Origin of the sequence: Streptomyces roseofulvus (assembly GCF_039534915.1) — a bacterium.
Lineage (GTDB): Bacteria > Actinomycetota > Actinomycetes > Streptomycetales > Streptomycetaceae > Streptomyces > Streptomyces roseofulvus.
The window spans coordinates 7,378,413-7,393,585 of record NZ_BAAAWE010000001.1; the positions used below are offsets into that span (position 1 = coordinate 7,378,413).

Annotated in this window: 15 protein-coding genes and 1 pseudogene; 6 read left to right on the forward strand and 10 right to left on the reverse strand. The window is 73.1% G+C overall.

From position 1 onward, the window contains the following. Positions 1 to 10 precede the first annotated feature (10 nt). The 10 genes and pseudogenes from ABFY03_RS33960 to ABFY03_RS34010 form a co-directional block, all read right to left on the reverse strand. A complete protein-coding gene (locus ABFY03_RS33960; protein ID WP_346171759.1) occupies positions 11 to 295 on the reverse strand; it encodes an FAD-dependent oxidoreductase in 285 nt (94 codons plus the stop codon). Positions 296 to 388: 93 nt separating this feature from the next. Next, positions 389 to 841, reverse strand: coding sequence for a DUF5709 domain-containing protein (locus tag ABFY03_RS33965; RefSeq protein ID WP_346171760.1), 453 nt, complete (start codon positions 839 to 841; stop codon positions 389 to 391). Positions 842 to 960: 119 nt separating this feature from the next. Then, complete coding sequence (locus ABFY03_RS33970; protein WP_346171761.1) at positions 961 to 2,256, reverse strand: metal-dependent hydrolase family protein; 1,296 nt, start codon at positions 2,254 to 2,256, stop codon at positions 961 to 963. Positions 2,257 to 2,473: 217 nt separating this feature from the next. Then, the gene (locus ABFY03_RS33975; protein ID WP_346171762.1) at positions 2,474 to 2,761 is read right to left on the reverse strand and encodes a DUF6510 family protein; all 288 of its coding nucleotides are present in this window, start codon (positions 2,759 to 2,761) and stop codon (positions 2,474 to 2,476) included. Between the two features lie 50 nt (positions 2,762 to 2,811). After that, positions 2,812 to 3,546 carry an FAD-binding oxidoreductase gene (locus ABFY03_RS33980; protein ID WP_346171763.1) on the reverse strand — a complete coding sequence of 245 codons (735 nt, stop codon included), beginning with the start codon at positions 3,544 to 3,546 and terminating at the stop codon, positions 2,812 to 2,814. Continuing rightward, on the reverse strand, positions 3,543 to 4,148 hold the full coding sequence (locus ABFY03_RS33985; RefSeq protein ID WP_346171764.1) for a sulfite oxidase-like oxidoreductase: 606 nt from the start codon (positions 4,146 to 4,148) through the stop codon (positions 3,543 to 3,545). Before ABFY03_RS33985 ends, ABFY03_RS33980 begins: the two co-directional genes overlap by 4 nt. A 291-nt stretch (positions 4,149 to 4,439) precedes the next feature. After that, positions 4,440 to 5,417 carry an alpha/beta hydrolase gene (locus tag ABFY03_RS33990; protein WP_346171765.1) on the reverse strand — a complete coding sequence of 326 codons (978 nt, stop codon included), beginning with the start codon at positions 5,415 to 5,417 and terminating at the stop codon, positions 4,440 to 4,442. A 127-nt stretch (positions 5,418 to 5,544) separates the two neighbouring features. Beyond that, positions 5,545 to 5,866, reverse strand: a pseudogene (locus tag ABFY03_RS33995) (alpha/beta fold hydrolase); the annotation flags it as partial. A gap of 230 nt (positions 5,867 to 6,096) precedes the next feature. Continuing rightward, the gene (locus tag ABFY03_RS34005; protein WP_346171766.1) at positions 6,097 to 8,007 is read right to left on the reverse strand and encodes a vWA domain-containing protein; all 1,911 of its coding nucleotides are present in this window, start codon (positions 8,005 to 8,007) and stop codon (positions 6,097 to 6,099) included. Positions 8,008 to 8,254: 247 nt separating this feature from the next. Next, the gene (locus ABFY03_RS34010) at positions 8,255 to 9,277 is read right to left on the reverse strand and encodes an ArsR/SmtB family transcription factor (RefSeq protein ID WP_346171767.1); all 1,023 of its coding nucleotides are present in this window, start codon (positions 9,275 to 9,277) and stop codon (positions 8,255 to 8,257) included. Between the two features lie 56 nt (positions 9,278 to 9,333). Between ABFY03_RS34010 and ABFY03_RS34015 the strand changes: the two genes are divergently transcribed. The 6 genes from ABFY03_RS34015 to ABFY03_RS34040 all read left to right on the forward strand — a co-directional run bounded on the left by ABFY03_RS34015 (position 9,334) and on the right by ABFY03_RS34040 (position 15,159). Then, positions 9,334 to 10,632, forward strand: coding sequence for an MFS transporter (locus ABFY03_RS34015; protein ID WP_346171768.1), 1,299 nt, complete (start codon positions 9,334 to 9,336; stop codon positions 10,630 to 10,632). Between the two features lie 250 nt (positions 10,633 to 10,882). Beyond that, positions 10,883 to 11,545, forward strand: a complete 663-nt coding sequence (locus ABFY03_RS34020) for a hydrolase (protein ID WP_346171769.1) — start codon at positions 10,883 to 10,885, stop codon at positions 11,543 to 11,545. Positions 11,546 to 11,550: 5 nt separating this feature from the next. Beyond that, positions 11,551 to 12,057 (forward strand): DoxX family membrane protein, encoded by a 507-nt coding sequence (locus ABFY03_RS34025; RefSeq protein WP_319009889.1) that lies wholly within the window; start codon positions 11,551 to 11,553, stop codon positions 12,055 to 12,057. Positions 12,058 to 12,146: 89 nt separating this feature from the next. Further along, on the forward strand, positions 12,147 to 12,725 hold the full coding sequence (locus tag ABFY03_RS34030; protein ID WP_319009890.1) for a Dps family protein: 579 nt from the start codon (positions 12,147 to 12,149) through the stop codon (positions 12,723 to 12,725). Then, entirely contained in the window at positions 12,725 to 14,149 is a 1,425-nt protein-coding gene (locus ABFY03_RS34035) for a dihydrolipoyl dehydrogenase family protein (RefSeq protein ID WP_346171770.1), read from the forward strand. The genes ABFY03_RS34030 and ABFY03_RS34035 overlap by 1 nt, the downstream gene beginning before the upstream one ends. A gap of 158 nt (positions 14,150 to 14,307) precedes the next feature. Further along, complete coding sequence (locus ABFY03_RS34040; protein WP_319009892.1) at positions 14,308 to 15,159, forward strand: alpha/beta fold hydrolase; 852 nt, start codon at positions 14,308 to 14,310, stop codon at positions 15,157 to 15,159. Positions 15,160 to 15,173: the final 14 nt, after the last annotated feature.

Below are 15,173 nucleotides of genomic sequence, written 5' to 3' on the forward strand. Positions count from 1 at the left end.
TACCGGGCAGTCATCCTGCTCCGAGGACTTCTCGGGCGGCCCGGATGCCCGACTGAAGGGCTCCTTCGAAGTAGCCGATGCACTCGGTCGCCGTTTCTGTGCCGGCCCATTGCATCCGGCCGGAGCGCTCGCGCAATACGTCACCGTAGGCGCTCACCACACCAGGCGGCATGTGAGCTCCGTAGCCCCCCTCCGCCCAGGGGTCCACTGTCCAGGCGACGGGCTCGGCCCCGGAGTAGTACGTGAGGTCGGACAGGACCTGGCGGCGGCGCCCCTCCCTTCCGATCCCGCTCATGGCCACTGAGGCGAAGCCGGACGTGCGTCGAGCAGTTCGTCGACGTCGGGCACGGTCCGCCCCTGTTGTGGGGTCGTGGGGTCGTGGGACGGGTCATTCGTCGATGACGTGCACGGCGGCCTCCTCTGCGGAGGCCGCGCCGCCGTCCAGGCCGGCGTCCTGGGCGTCCATGGCCGACCAGTCCTCGCTCTCGGGGTCCTGGTCCGGGGACAGGAGGCGGCCCGCCCGCCGGCCGCCGACCTCGCCGTCCAGGACCTCCCCGTCGGTGTCCGCCGTGTCGCCGATGCCGTCGCCGTCGGGCACCGTCAGGTCGGGCACCTCCTCGGCCAGGCGTTCGTCGAGGGTTTCGCCGTGTTCCTGCTCCTCGGCGGTCTCGCCGGTGTGACCGGCGCCCCAGGGGCGGTCGGGGGGCGAGTAGCCCGCGCCGTAGGGGTCGTCGGGCGGGCCGTCGAGGGTGTCGCCCGCGTCGAGCAGCCCCTCGTCGTCCTGGGTCTGGCTGCCGTCGGGCTGGTAGACGTCGTCGCCCCAGGTGTCGTTCTCCGTCATGGCGGTCCTTTCTGCCGAGGCCCCCGATCCATCCGATCATCGTGGCCGACGCCCCGGGCCCCCGCCACCGGCGGCACCGGGGTCTGCTCCTTCCCGGGGGTGTGGTTCCTCTCCGCCGTTCAGGTGAGGTCCGGAAGGCCCGCGGGGGCCAGCACCCCGACGCGGTCGACGGCGAGACGGCCCTCCTTGACGACGGCGTGGATGTGGGAGGGGTCGGCGAGACCGTCGAGGTCGGTGAGCGGGTCGACCCCGCAGACGACGAGGTCCGCGGCCATCCCCGCGGCAAGCGTGCCGGTGAGGTCGTCCACCCCGCACACACGGGCCGCGTCGGCGGTCGCCGCGCGGATGGCCTGGAGCGGCGTCATGCCGCCGAAGCGGACCATGAGGCCGAGTTCCTTCAGGTTCCGGCCGTGCGGTGCGGTCAGTCCGGCGTCGGTGCCCATCGCGACGGGGACGCCGGCCTGCACCGAGCGGGCGAACGCCTCCTGGGCGACGCGGTGCCAGTGCACGGCCTTGGCGTGGATGTGCGGGCCGACCCGGGCGGGATCGGGCTCCGCCATGGTCTCCAGCAGGGTGGGAACGAGGAACTGGCCGCGCTCGGCCATCTCCGCCCGCAGTTCGTCGGTCAGGGCGTAGCCGTGCTCGACGCTGTGGACGCCGGCCCGGACCGCCGCGGCGATGCCCGGCTCCCCGATCGCGTGCACGGCGACCCGCAGGCCCCCGTAAGCCTCGGCCTCCTCGACGGCGGCGCGGACGAGTTCGGGGCGCAGGCCCAGCCATTCGGGGCGGTCGTGCGGGGAGGTGACCCCGCCGCTCGTGGCGAGTTTGACGCAGTCGGCGCCGGCGGCCACCAGGGCCCGGACACGGGTGCGGATGTCGTCGACGGTGTCGACGATGCCGGAGGGGCTGCCGGGGAAGGCGACGGCGGCCGCGAGTCCGTCGACGCCGCCGGGGAGGCGGAAGTCGGCGTGGCCGGCGGTCTGGCTCAGCATGGTGACGGCGACCAGGAGCCGGGGTCCGGCGATCCGCCGCTCGGCCACCGCGCGGCGGAAGCCGGCGTCGAGGCCCATGAGGTCGCGTGCCGTGGTGACGCCGTTGTGCAGGGTCGTCCGGAGCCGTTCGAGCACCTTGAGGGTGCGGTACGTGACGTGCTCGGCGACGCCGAGGGCGGGGTCGCCCGCCGGACCGGGCAGGGCGAAGTGCACGTGGGTGTCGATGAAGCCGGGGCACACCGTCCGGCCCCCCAGGTCGATCCGTGCCGCGGACCGTAGGTCCGGGTCGTCCGGCAACAGTGCCGTGGGCCCGCACCAGCGGATCCGGGGGCCCTCCACGACGAGGACCGCATCGGGGACCGGCGCGGCTCCCGTGCCGTCGATCAGCCGGGCGTGGTCGAGCACGACAGGGCGTTCGGTCACGAGGCTCCTCCAGTCCGGCGGGACGTGGCCCGAGGGGGCGCGGGCGGCTCGCACCGCGCTCCGGCCTGCCGGCTCGGCGGGCGGGTTCGCGCGGTGCCGCGGTGTCATTGCAGGCGTTCGAGCTCGCCGGCGGGCAGGTCGCGCACGACTCCGTGGCCGAGCTGCACCGGCACGTCGTAGCGCTGCCGGAGCCGCCGAGTCCGTGCGCTTCCGGTTTCTACGACGGGGACGGAGGCAGAGTGAACCGGAAGGCGCCCTGGCCGGTGCCGAGCTGGAGCCAGAGGTGGCCGGGGTGGGTGACCACGCGCAGGGCGAGTTGCGCGCAGTCCGGGCAGCGGCCGGTGAGGCCGGGTTCGGGGCCGTAGACGTGCAGTCTGCCGACCGGGGACGCGGTGCGGCAGTCAGGGCATGTCCACCAGGCCGTGGTGGGGTCGAGCGTGAGGACCTGGCCGAGCGGGCCGGCGAGGCAGTTGCCGTCGAGGTGGTGGGCGGGTCGCTGGTTCACGGTGGTGTCCCTGGGGTCGCGGAGAGGGAGAGGTCGTACGTGCGTGGGGCTCAGCCGAAGCGTTCGGTGCGGATGGAGCCCGGCGGATGTCCGCGGGACTGGAGGAGGGCGGCGGCGTGCTCGACGAAGCCGGTGGGCCCGCAGACGTAGCAGCGGGTCTCCGGGGACGCGGGCAGGCCCTCCAGGTCGTCGGGGGCGAGGCGGTGGGCCGGGCGTTCCTCGCCCGGGGGTGCCTGGCGCGTGTAGAGGACGCGGAGGTCCTCGGTGCCTGTCGGGTCGGCGAGTTCCTTCGCGTACCAGAGTTCGCCAGGGGCGCGTACGGAGCAGACCAGCGCGCAGGGGTCGACGAGGGTTCCGGCCGCGCGCCGGGCGCGGAGCATCGCCATGAGGGGCACGACGCCGCAGCCGCCGGCGACGAGGAGCAGCGGGCCCCGGGTCTCCGGCGTCCACACGAACCATCCTCCCAGCGGTCCCTTGACCTCGGCCTCGGCGCCGATGGGCAGGACATCGTTCAGATACGGGGAGACCTCGCCGTCGGGCGCCGTCTGCACGCCGAGCTCGACGGTCTCCCCGGCGGCGGGCGCCGCCAGCGAGTAGCTGCGGACGGCCTGGTAGCCGTCGTCCGCTGTCAGGCGGACGTCGAGGTGCTGGCCTGGCCGGTGGCCGGGCCAGCCGGGCACCTCGAAGCGGAGGGTGCGGCCGGTCGTCGTCTGCCCGTCGCGCGAGGTCAGCCGCGCCCGCCACCAGCCGCCCGAGGGGCTCCGGCCGGTCTTCGGGGCGCTCATGCGTCGTTCCAGTAGCGCTGCTCTCGCCAGGGGTCGCCGTAGTCGTGGTAGCCGGCCCGCTCCCAGAACCCCGGCTCGTCCTCGGTCGTGAAGCGCAGGCCCTTGACCCATTTGGCCGACTTCCAGAAGTACAGGTGGGGGATCAGCAGCCGGGCGGGACCGCCGTGGTCCGGCGACAGCGGATAGCCGTCGAAGGAGTGGACGAGCCAGGCCCTGCCTCCCGTGACGTCCGCACGGGGCACGTTGGTGGTGTAGCCGTCGAAGGACTCCGCGACGACGAATCCGGCGGAGGTCTCCACCCCGGCTGCCAGGACGTCGAGGGAGACGCCCTCCCACCGGGTGTCGAACTTGGACCACCGCGTCACGCAGTGGATGTCGACGACCGGCTGCTCCTGCGGCAGGGCCCTCATCTCGTCCCAGGTCCAGCTCCTGCTCTCGCCGTTCTCGCTGGTGACGGTGAAGGACCAGGTGTCCGTGGGCACGTGCGGGGTCGGGCCGGCGGACAGCACCGGGAACGACTCCGTGGGGTACTGGCCCGGGGGCAGGCGTTCCACGAGGCTCCGGCTGCCGCGGCCGTGGAAACCGGGGGACAGACTGGCCATCGGGCTACTCCTTCCGCTCGAAGTCGGCCTCGGCCCGCTCGTCGCCGAGGTCCGACTGGGCATGCGCGTGGAGATCGTGGACGAACTCCCGGGCACGGTCGGGCGCGATGCCGGGGCCGACGGGCAGCAGGCGCCGGGTCCACGCGTCGTGGGGATCGTCGGTGATCGTGTCTCGTTGACGGCCCAGCCGTCGGGGCGGGCTTGGGGTCAGGGGCGTCGCTCCGTTCCCACGCGGCGCACTGTGCCCGCGTGGGCATGGAGCGAAGCCCCCGGCCGGGGGGCGGACTGCGGTCAGCTGTCGTGCAGGGCCGTGCGCAGCGCGTCGACGGCGAGCTTGCGCGCCACGTTCGCCGCGCGGGTGTCGCGCAGGCTGTCCAGGAGCAGGAAGTCGTGGACCATGCCGGCGACGCGGACCGAGGTGACGTCGACTCCGGCCTCACGGAGCTTGTTGGCGTACTTCTCGCCCTCGTCGCGCAGGACGTCCGCCTCGTCGGTGATGACCAGAGTCGTGGGCAGGCCCCTGAGCTGGTCGAGCGTCGACCGCAGCGGCGAGGCGTAGTGCTGCTTCCGCTCCTCGGGGTCGGTGGTGTACGCGTCCCAGAACCACTTCATGCCGTCGCGGGTGAGGTAGTAGCCCTCCGCGAACTGGAGGTACGACGGCGTGTCGAAGTCGGCGTCGGTGACCGGGTAGAGCAGGACCTGGGCCTTCAGGTCGAGGCCGTCGTCGCGCTCCTTGTTCATCAGCGCGAAGACCGCGGACATGCAGCCGCCGACGGACTCGCCGGTGACCGCCACGCGCGAGGTGTCCATGCCGTGGTCGGCGCCGTTCTTCCGCACCCACTGGCCCACCGCGTAGTTCTGCTCCACCTGGGTCGGGTACTTCGCCTCCGGCGCGCGGTCGTAGACCGGGAAGACGCCCACCGCGCCCGCTCCGACGACGAGCTCGCGGAAGAGGCGGTCGTGGGTCTTGTCGTCGCCGAAGACCCAGCCGGCCCCGTGAATGTAGACGACCACGGGCAGCGGGCCGGTGGCGCCCTTCGGGCGGATGATCCGGGTGCGGACCGTGCCCCACTGGCCGGCGTCCACGTCCACCCACTCCTCGTCCACCTCCGGCCGGGGCACCCCCTCGCCGCTCTGCAGACCGGCGAGGATGTCGCGGCCCTGCTCCGGCGGCACCTCGTAGATCCGCGGGTGCGGGTCGGTGGCCTCGGCCAGTTCCCTCGCGGCCGGTTCGAGGTAGGGGGTGACGGGCGGGGGAAGCTGCGTCATGTGCACTCCTGTGTGTGTGCGCCTCGGGACGAGGCGATGCCCCCCCCGGAGGGGTCTTTCCCCGGGACCCATGGTGCCCGCTCGGGGCTGCGTCGCAAGCCGACACCCGAACTCGTGTCCGGCAGGGGAACCCCTCCGCGGTGTCCTTCCAGAACTGCGAACGTTCATTGAGGATCCCCGTCCTTGATCGAGTCGAAGACCGACCGGGCACGCCCCCGGGGTTGTCCGGCCCCTGGATCATCAGGGGGGCGCCGAGAGCAGGACCGCCGACTTCACGCGCGAGGTGCCGTGCCCGCCGATGTACCCGGCGAGCTCTCCGCCGCCCATGGAGTGCGCGACCAGGGTGACGTTCCGCAGGTCCAGCCCGGTCAGCAGGTCGTTCAGGTCGTCGGCGAAGGTGTCGACGTCGCAGCCGTCGAAGACCGGCCGTGCCCGCGGCGGTCGTGCGCGGCCCGGTGCTCAGGCGCCACCGGGAGCCGATTGTGGGGCGGTGCCGCCGCAGCTGCTGCGTGAGGGGGCGAAGTGCGGATCTGGACACGTCGGTACCCGACGGGTGGACAAGCATGTGAAGCCCCTGGCGGAGACGGTTCTCTTGGCCGATAACTCATCTACCAGGGGCTTCAGCATGCTGTCAGCCCAACTGCTGTGCTTCTTGGCTGGATCGGGGAAGGCTCGGTGTCTAGTGAGAGCGGAGCATCGAGCTGCCGCGCCGGCGAAGCCGCCATCTGATCAAGGCTGTTCCCGCGGTTGTCATCGCCGCAGCGGCCAGAAGCATCAAGGGCCCGTGACTGTCCCCGGCGTGTGCGAGTTGCTCGCCGTACCCACCTTCATTCCCATAACCTCCATCGTCCCCATAGCCCCCTGGCAGGTCGGTCGGCGTCGGGTCCGTGGGCGTCGGTGTCGGATCGGTCGGCGTCGGCGTCGGGTCCGTGGGCGTCGGTGTCGGATCGGTCGGCGTCGGCGTCGGGTCCGTGGGCGTCGGCGTGGGATCGGTCGGCGTCGGCGTCGGGTCCGTGGGCGTCGGCGTGGGGTTGGGGGTGGGGCGGTTGTGAACGACGCAGCTGACTGCGGCCAGGCGTGGTACGTCGACGGTGAAGGCGGGTGCGGAGGCTGCGCCGGTGTTGGTGACCTCGACGGGCTGGCCGTTGTCGAGGTTGGTGCAGACGGCGTTCCTGGCGTTTTGGGTGACCAGTTCGTAGCCGGGCTGCTGTGTCTCGGTGACGGTGATGTCCGCGTCTGCCGCCCCGGTGGGGAAGGTGGGCGTGAAGACGACGCCGCCGGTGCCGTCGTCCACCGTGGTCTGTGTGTCGGGCAGTCCTCCGACTCCCGCTGTGGTGGTCGTGGCGCCGAACTGCCAGCCCGCGCCCGCCGGCGCGGCGCCGGTGACGTCTTCGCCCTCGGTTTCCTCGGGAACGAGCTGCTTGATGACCGACAACGTTCCTTCGCACTGGGTGAGCGCCATGTTACGCAGGGCCTCGCCCGCCGCGGCGAAGTCGGTCGTCTGGTAGTAGTCGGCCGTTTCGGGCGCGGGGTCCGCGGGGTCGAACGCCTCTTGGCCTGAGATCGCCTTGAGGTTGATCCCGGAGATGCCCTCCACGCCGTTGCCGACGCCGACGGCGACGACCCTGGAGCCCTTGGCCTTGACCGCGTTCGCGGCGAAGATCCCGCCTTCCACGTCGGCGAAGTGGGTGTTGGTGCCGTCGCCCGAGTACGGCTTGCTGAAGCGGGTCGGGTTGCCGTCGGTGAGAACGATCACCAGGTCGTAGACCGGTCCGGCCTGCGCGACGGCGTTCAGGCCCTGGTCCCAGTTCGTGCCGGACCCCAGCCCCCAGTCCGCGTACAGGTCCTTGAAGGCGTCAGCGCCGTCCCTGGTCGAGACCGGAACGAGGTCGGGGTGGTTGGCAGTTCCGGTGCTGGGCGAGTTGCGGTCGAAGGAGAACAGGGCGAGCCGCGAGGGCGTTCCGGTCAGCGTGTCCGTCAGCTGGTCGGTGGCCGCTTTCAGCTGAGGCAGTGCGCTGCCCACCGAGGCTGACAGGTCCAGCACCACCGCGACGTCCAGACCACAGGCGGCCGGCAGTGCGGGATTCACCCGGGACTGCTGCCAGATACCGGTCGAAGCGACGTACGGCACGGCCGACCAGGCGGTGCTGCGCATGAAGTCCGACAGCGAGGAGTAGGTGTTGCCCTCCTCCAGAGCGGGGGTGCGGAAGCGGTAGTCCGACTCGACCGATCCGCTTCCGCTGCCCTTGCCCGTGCGCAGCGAGGGATTCACGAACCACCCCGGTGGTACTCCGTCGGGCTCCTGCCCCACCCAGAAACGCTCGCCCTCGTTGATCTGGCCGCTTGCGGTGGAGGGCACGGTGAAGCTGCAGTCACCGTCGGCATCCGAGGTGCACCGCGCCCAGTCCTCCGCGATCGGGTCGGGATCGTTCTCCCCTGCGAACAGGGCCAGCCGCACCCCGGCCAGTGGCGCGACCGACGCGTCACCGCTGCGGTCCCCGCCCGTCCTGACCGTCACCACGGACGTGCCCGGGGCCGGATCCGGCACCTCGGCCGCCGCCCCGGACGGACAGATGCCTGCAAGGGTCAAAGCAGCGGCGGCGCCTAGGGCGAACGGGCGTGGTTGCGGTCTCACACAGAGCTCCCGAAGCAGAAGAGATCAAGAATCGCACTGTATAGATATCGCCCTTTATCAATTCTTTTCTGGCATCAGTGGGCATGTCGCAGAGAGACACCTGTTTCTGTTCTTGCCGGGGTCGGCACGGGAGCTCGCGAGGCCGGAACTGCGCAGCAGGAGGGCGGCGGCGAGGAACCGCGTGGCTCTTGCCGGGGCGGAGTCAGCGGATGTCGGAGTTGCGGGCGTGGTGGGGTGTGCACAGGGCGGCGCCGAGCGCGCTGTGGCGGTAGCGGATGTGGCGCCCGTGACGGGTTCGTTCCAGCAGGTGCGCTGCTTTGAGGATGGACAGGTGCTGGCTGACGGCGGCGGGGGTGACGCCGAGGCGGTGGGCGAGTTCGGTGGTGGAGGCGGGTTCGGCGAGGAGGGTCAGCAGGCGGGCGCGGGGGGTGCCCAGGAGCCGTTCCAGCGACTGGGAAGTGGCCGGCGGTTCGGGGCGTTCGGCGAGGGTGGCCAGGCCGCGTGTGCCGTAGACGATGTGCGGCAGGGCCCGGGAGCTGAGCATGGTGGAGACGCCGTCCGCGAAGCAGCTGGGGGTGAGCAGCAGCCGGCGGCCGTCGATCGGGATGTCCGTGGGCACAGAAGATCGGGGGCCGTTGCGTTCGACGGCGACCACGCCCTCTTTCCAGGACAGCTGTGAGCTGATTCCGGTGAAGAGGGCGTCTGCGCCGCCTTCGACCAGGACGCGGGCGCGGTGGGCGATGTCGGCTTCCAGCACCGCTCTGGCGCGGGGCCACCAGAGGGGGCGCAGGCACTGCTCCCAGTATTCCTCCAGGGCGTCGGCGATGTCGGTGAGCAGGCGGGACGGGTCGTCCCACGCGTCGGTCAGCCTGGCCGGGACCGGCTCGCCCAGCGGCAGGAAAGTCTGCTCCAGGCCGGGCCGCACCATGGCCGGGTCGGTGGCCCGCAGCGCGTCGAACTCGTGGCGGATGTCCGGCGCCGAGGTGTGCGGCCGGGGGGTGAGGAAATCGGGCACCCAGTAGCGGCGGCGGGCCACCAGCGAGGTCAGCAGGGTGTGGTCGAGGCATTCGAAGACGGGCCGCAGGCCCGCGAAGGTATCGCGCAGGGCGGGGAAGCGCCGCGCATGACCGGTCCACATCCGCAGGCTGAGAACGGTCTCCTGCAGCGGCGAGTAGGCGAAAGAGGTCGCTGCCAGGTCGGACAGGTCCAGACGGAAACGAATCATTAAGCACCAGGGTAAAACCATTCCGTGTGCGCCGGGCCGAAGGTGTGCTGGCGGCCATGGACACCAGTACCACCCCGGCGTCGAAACCGGCCTCTCCCACCTCACCTCCCCGGCCGGGCAGCGACCCGGCCGTGCGGGGGCTCGCCGCTCTGCTTCTCGTGAACGCCGTCGGCAACGGGCTCTTCCTGACCGTCAGCACCCTGTGGTTCACCCGGGGACTGGGCTACTCCGTCGAGCAGGTCGGACTGGTGCTGACGGTGGCGGGACTGTGCGGGATCCCCGCCGCCCTGCCCGCCGGGCGCGCGTGCGACCGCTGGAGCGCGAAAAGGGTCCTGGCCTTCCTGCACCTGCTGCAAACAGCCGCGATCGCCCTGTACGCGGTCGCGGGGTCCTTTCCCCTCTTCCTCGTCCTGGCCTGCCTGGCCACGGCCGGCAGCCGCGCCAACGCCGCCGCACGCGGCGCCCTGTACGCCCATGTCCTTCCGCCCGACCGGCGCACCCGTGCCCTGGCAGTGCTGCGGGCGGTCAACAACGTGGGCATCGGAGCGGGCGCCGCCCTCGGCTCGGCCGTCCTCGCCTTCGACACCCACGCGGCGTACCGGGGAGCGATCTGCCTGAGCGCCGCCGCGTTCCTCCTCGCGCTGATCCCCCTGCACGCGATTCCCGCCCCCCAGCCCCAGGCGCCCGCGCAGACGCCCCGGACAGCGGGCACGGCGGCCTCCCGCCAGGACACCTCTGCACCCGGAGCCGAGCGGCACTCGCCCCACCCGCTTCGCGACGTGCCCTACCTGGCCGTCACCGCACTCAACGCGGTCGTCAACACTCTCTACGTCGTCCTCGAAGTAGCTCTGCCGTTGTGGCTCCTCACCCGCACCAGCGCGCCGCAGGCCACGGTCGGCTGGCTCCTCGTCGTCAACACCGCCCTGGTCATCGCCCTCCAGGTCCGGGCCGCCCGCGGCATCACCACAACGGTCCAGGCCGCACGCTCCTTCCGCCGCGGCGGATTGTTCGTCGCGGCCGCCTGCATCGCGATCGCGTGTGCGGCCGACCGCGCTCCGGGCACCGCCGCCGTGATCCTCGTGGGCGCCGTCGTCGTGCTGACCCTCGGCGAGGTCACCTCGCAAGCGGGCAGCTGGACCCTGTCCTACGACCTGGCCCCCGAACACGCACAAGGCACCTACCAGGGCATCTACCAGACCGGGATCTCCGTCAGCCAGGCCCTCGGCCCCGGCCTGCTGACCGCGTTCGTCCTTCCCCACGGTACCGCCGGCTGGAGCACCCTGGCCGCTCTCTTCGCCTCGGCGGCACTCGCCCTGCCCGCCACCGCCCGCTGGGCCGCACGACGACGCAGGTAAGCCCTCGCGGCGGCGGCGCCGTGGCGAACCGGTGTCCGGTGCGGGCCGATGCGGTGCCCAGGCGGTACGAGGGACGGGACCGGGGGCGGGCGCGCCGAGCCGGGCGGTGATCGGGCCGCCCGGTTGTGCGCTGTCGTGCCAGCGGCTGGGCGCAGGAGATCAACTCGGGCCGTCGGGTCGCTCGTAGCGTGAGGGAGCGCCGCGCCGCAGAGGCGGCGGGGCGTCACCCATGGCTTCGAAAGGACCCCTCATGTTCGACATCGACAAGGTGCAGGCCGCCCCGAGCAAGGACCTGCTCACGCCCGACAACGCGGTCATGCTCTTCGTGGACCACCAGCCGCAGATGTTCTTCGGCACCGGCAGCGGCGACCGTGCCGCGATCATCAACAGCACCGTGGGTCTCGCCAAGGCGGCCCAGGTCTTCGACGTGCCCGTCGTCCTGACCACGGTGGCCGCCGAGTCGTTCTCCGGGCCGCTGCTGCCGCAGCTCGCCGAGGTGTTCCCCAAGCAGGAGATCATCGACCGCACGACCATGAACGCCTGGGAGGACGAGGCGCTCGTGGCGGCGGTCAAGGCGACCGGACGGAAGAAGATCATCCTGTCGGGCCTGTGGACCGAGGTCTGCCTGGTGCTGCCCGCGCTCTCCGCCCTGGAGCAGGGCTACGAGGTGTACGTCGTCGCCGACGCCTCCGGCGGCGTCACCCCGGCCGCCCACGAGCACGCGCTGCAGCGGATGATCGCCGCCGGCGCCGTCCCGGTGACCTGGGTGCAGGTGCTCCTGGAGCTCCAGCGCGACTGGGCGCGCCAGGAGACGTACGTCCCCGTCACCGAGGTCGTCAAGGCCCACGCGGGCGCCTACGGCCTGGGTGTCGTGTACGCGCAGTCGGTCATCGGCGCGCACGCGGCCGGCTGACCGCGGTGGACACCGGCATTCTGATCCTGCGTCTGCTGGTGGGACTGCTCGTCGCCGGGCACGGCGTGCAGAAGGTCAGCACGCACCTGGGCGGCAGGGGCCTGGAAGGCGGCACCGAGGAGTTCCGCGCCGACGGGTTTCGCGGCGGTGTCCTCACCGCGCTCGCGGCGGGCGGCGGCCAGATCGGCTCCGGCCTGCTGCTCGCCGCCGGCCTCCTCACCCCGCTCGCCGCCACCGGCGTCGTCGGGGTCATGACGGTCGCGCTCACCGTGAAGTGGCGCCACGGGCTCTGGGTGCAGAACGACGGGTACGAGTATCCGCTCGTCCTCATCGGCACCGCCGCCGCCCTCGCCGCCACCGGCCCCGGAGCCTGGTCCCTCGACGCGGCCCTCGGCCTCACCCCGTACCCCCTGTGGGCGGCCGCCCTCGCGCTCGCGGCCGGGCTCGGCAGCGGACTTCTCACCCGGCTCGTGCTGCACCGGCCCGCCGCCCCGGCACGCGCCGAGCGCTGAGCGCGGCCGCGCGGACCGGGTCCGGCCGGCCGCGTACCCCCGACCGGGCGGCCGGGCCCTTCTCACCCTCACCCCGACAGGAGCACCCGATGGACACCCTCGCGACCCCGCACGGCGGCGGCCAGCCGCTGCTGCACCAGAAGGGCGCCGAGACCCAGGCGTTCGGCACGCTGAAGCAGCTGCCGATCGGACTCGGCCACGACACCCGCATGTACGCCTGTCAGCGCCTCAACCACGTCCTCGCCGACACGCAGATCCTCTACTCCCTCTACAAGAAGCACCACTGGCTCATGCGGGGGGCGACCTTCTACTCGCTCCACCTGATGCTGGACAAGCACGCGGAGACCCAACTGGCCATCGTGGACGCGCTGGCCGAGCGGGTCCAGAGCCTCGGCGGCGTCGCCGTGGGAGACCCGCGCCACGTCGCCGAGCTGACCGGGATCCCCCGCCCGCCGGACGGCGTCGAGCCGGTGCCCGTCATGCTGTCGCGGCTCCTCGACGCCCACGAGCGGATCCTGATCGACGCCCGGGACGCCGCCGCCCGGCTCTCCGGGGAGGGCGACGAGGGCAGCGCCGACCTGCTCGTCTCCGAGGTCGTCCGCACCGGCGAGGCGCAGGTGTGGTTCCTGGCCGAGCACCTCGTCGACACCCCTCTGGTGCGCGGCTGATGGACACGTACGACGTCGTGGTGGTCGGCGGCGGACCGGCCGGCGAGGTCGTCGCCGACCGGCTCGTACGGTCCGGTCTCACCGCCGTCGTCGTCGAGGCCGACGCCGTCGGCGGCGAGTGCTCCTACCGGGCCTGTGTGCCGAGCAAGGCGCTGCTGCGCCCCGGTGCCGCCCGGGCGGAGGCCCGGTCGGTCGACGGGGCCCGGCAGGCGGTCACGGCGGACCTCGACCCGGCCCGCGTCCTGGCCCGCCGCGACCGCTTCACCGGGCGCGGTGACGACACCGGCCAGGCCGACTGGCTCGGCCGTGCGGGCGTCGCGCTGGTACGGGGGCACGGGCGGCTCGCCGGTGAGCGCCGCGTGGAGGTGACGGGGGCCGACGGCGGCGTCCGTACCCTGCGGGCCCGGTACGCGGTCGTGGTCTGCACCGGCACGGAGCCCGCCCTGCCCCCGGTCGAGGGGATCGACCGGATCGGCGTGTGGACCAACCGGCAGGCCACCACGGCCGACGCGGTGCCCGGGCGGCTCGTCGTCATCGGCGGGGGAGTGGTGGCCTGCGAGACGGCCACCGCGTGGCGCTCGCTCGGCGCCTCCGTCACCCTGCTGGTCCGCGACCAGGCCCTGCTGACCGGCTGGGAGCCGTGCGCGGGCGAGGAGGTCACCCGGGGGCTGAGCGATCTGGGCGTCACCCTCCGCTTCGGGGTGTCGGCCGTCCGGGTCGCCCGTGACGCCGCCACCCGCACGGTGACCGTGGACACCGACGACGGCACCACCCTCGTCTGCGACGAGGTCCTCGCCGCCGTCGGACGGCGCCCGCGGACCACGGACCTCGGCCTGGACGCCGTGGGACTGCCGGGCGGCGACTGGCTTCCGGTCGACGACACCTGCCGGGTCACCGCGGTCGAGGGCGACTGGCTCTACGCCGTCGGCGACGTCAACCGCCGTGCGCCGCTGACCCACATGGCCAAGTACCAGGCCCGTGCGTGCGCGGCGGCGATCGCCGAGCGCGCCGCCGGGCGGCCGGCCGTCACCGGCGGCCGGCAGCCGTGGAGCGCGGAGGCCGACCGTTTCGCCGTCCCGCAGGCCGTCTTCACCCGGCCCGAGATCGCGAGCGTCGGCCTCACGGAGCGCGCGGCACGCGAAGCGGGTCTCGCGGTACGCGTGGTGGAGTACCGCGTCGACGACGTCGCCGGCGCGGCGCTCCACGCGGACGACTACCGCGGCCTCGCCAAGCTCGTCGTCGACGAGACCCGAGGTGTCGTCGTCGGCTGCACGCTCACCGGCCCGATGGCGACCGAACTCATCCACACGGCCACCGTGGCCGTCGTGGGCGAGGTCCCCCTGGAGCGGCTGTGGCATGCCGTGCCGGCCTTCCCGACGGTGAGCGAGGTCTGGCTCCGGCTCCTTGAGGCGTACGGCCTCTGAGGCGAGCCCGCCGACCGCCGTACCGGCGCGGTCCGACCGCCGTACCCGCTCGGCCCCATCGCCGTAACCCGTGCGACCGCACCCCGCGCGACCGCGCACGCCCGACCGAGCCCACCCGCACACCCCACCACACCACCCGACGAAGGAACCACCCACCCATGCATCCCACGAGGCGCGCCCTCACCCTCGGCCTCGCCCTGCCCGCGACGCTGGCCGCCCTGGTCGGCGCCGGGCCCGCGAGCCGTCCGTCCGACGCCCACGTCGACGCCGACTCCGGCGTCGGCGCCGGCCGCCACGGTCAGAAGCCCACGATCGTCCTGGTCCACGGAGCGTTCGCGGACGCCTCCAGCTGGCGCGGCACGATCCGGCGGCTGCAGCACGCCGGTCACCCCGTCCTGGCCCCCGCCAACCCGCTGCGCGGTCTCGCCGAGGACACCGCCTACCTGCGCAGCGTGCTGGCCGGCGTCGACGGCCCCGTCGTCCTGGTCGGCCACTCCTACGGCGGCGCCGTCATCAGCGGCGCCGCGGTGGGCGACACGCGGGTGAAGGCCCTCGTCTACATCGCCGCGTTCACCCCGGCCGAGGGCGAGAGCGCGGCCGGACTCGCCGCCAGGTTCCCCGGCTCCACCCTCGGCGACACCGTGCGCCCGCAGGCGTACCCGCTGCCCGGCGGCGGCACCGGCACCGAACTCGTCATCGAACAGAGCGCGTTCCACCGGCAGTTCGCCGCAGACGTGCCCACCGCCGACGCGGCCGTCATGGCCGCGTCCCAGCGCCCGGTCGCCACCGCCGCCCTGGAGGAGGGCGCCGGCGAGACGGCCTGGCGGACGATCCCGTCCTGGGCGCTGATCGCCACCGCCGACAAGAACATCCCTCCGGCCGCCCAGCGGTGGATGGCCCGGCGGGCCGGCTCGCACGTCACCGAGGTGGACGCGTCGCACGCCGTGGCCGTCTCCCGCCCGGCCGTGGTCACCCACGTGATCCTCGCCGCCGCGCGCGCGACCCGCTGACCCCCCCGACCCGT